The 1381-nt window shown below is 34.8% G+C and carries 2 protein-coding genes; both read right to left on the reverse strand.

Going from position 1 to position 1381, the window contains the following annotated elements; translation table 11 throughout:
• Positions 1-895: IS3 family transposase (locus V7147_RS22585; RefSeq protein ID WP_335370052.1), on the reverse strand; the 895-nt coding region annotated here is incomplete at its 3' end.
• Positions 781-1381: helix-turn-helix domain-containing protein (locus V7147_RS22590; RefSeq protein ID WP_335370051.1), on the reverse strand; the 601-nt coding region annotated here is incomplete at its 5' end. The genes V7147_RS22585 and V7147_RS22590, both read right to left, overlap by 115 nt.

Genomic DNA, 1381 nt, shown 5'->3' on the forward strand with positions numbered 1-1381 from the left:
CAGTCAATTTTTCTTTTGATCGTTCATTGTTATACCAGTAGATATAATTTTCTATTTTTCTTTTTAAATCATCATAGCTTACTAGTTTTTCCCCGTTATACATTTCTTGCTTTAAAATGCCAAAGAAATTCTCCATTGAGGCATTGTCCGCGCAGGTTGCCTTACGTGACATGCTTTGGAATACTTTATTTTTCTTTAATGTTTTCACCCACTGGTTGTGCTGGTAATGCCAGCCTTGATCCGAATGGATGGTAGTACGATAGAATGCGTGATTCTTTATGATCTCAATCGTTTCGTTTAAAGGTTCCATGACAAGATCTAATGTTGGACGTTTATTGATTCCAAACGAAATAATTTCTCCATTATAAAGGTCAAGGATGGGGCTTAAATACAACTTCTCTTCGCCTAGACATTTGAATTCTGTAATGTCAGTTACTAATTTTTGAAGAGGAATAGGTGTATTAAAACGGCGGGATAGACGGTTTTTCGCTACCTTTCCAACCTTCCCCTTATAGGAATTGTATTTCCGAGATTTCCGCATAAATTTTACACATTTCAATCCTAGTTCCCGCATAAGTCGATACACTTTTTTATGATTAACACAATGTCCTAATTTCTTTAATTCCTTTGTGATTCGTTTATAACCATAGCGTTCATGAAACTTTTTAAATAGGTGGGTGATGAGTTCTTTTAGTTCCGAGTCCGGATCTTCTTTCCCTAAATTTTTCACATGATAATGATAGGTTGCTTCAGGAATGCCCACAACAAGGAAAATATCCTTTAATCGGAATCCTTCTTCTTTGAATTCGAATGCCAATTTTGCTTGTGCTTTTCGAGGAAGACATTCGGATTTTCCCGAAAAGCTCTCAGCTTTTTTAAGTAAGCAATTTCTAATCTCAATAGTTCATTCTCACGTTCTAACTCTGCTTCACGTGTTAACTTATTTTTTTCTTTTTTCGTTTGTTTATTGGTATTGGGTTTCTTAAACATAGAAGGTCGCCCCTTTGGTTTTGGTTTTAGGCCTTCTACTCCTTTTTCATTAAACTCTTTCATCCAGCGATTAATTAAAGAAGGATTGTTTAATTTAAATTGATTAGCAGTTTCCAGATAAGAAGCGCCTGTCTTTTTCATAAATTGTATCGTATCTAATTTAAATTGAACAGAGTATGCTTCCTTCCGTGTTCGTCGTTTTAATCCTTCAATCCCTTGAGTTTTATAGGCTCTTACCCAATTTTTTAAAGGTGTTTCAGATGGCAAGTTGTATTTCCTCGCCAATCGTTTGTATCCAAGATTTCCATTCAAATATTCGGTAACAAGCTTTATTTTAAATTCCTCACTATATTTGGCCATAAAAACACCCCCAAAAGTTAGATTTACTACT

It is taken from the genome of Bacillus sp. JJ1521 (assembly GCF_036965165.1).
Classification (GTDB): Bacteria; Bacillota; Bacilli; order Bacillales; family Bacillaceae_L; genus Ferdinandcohnia.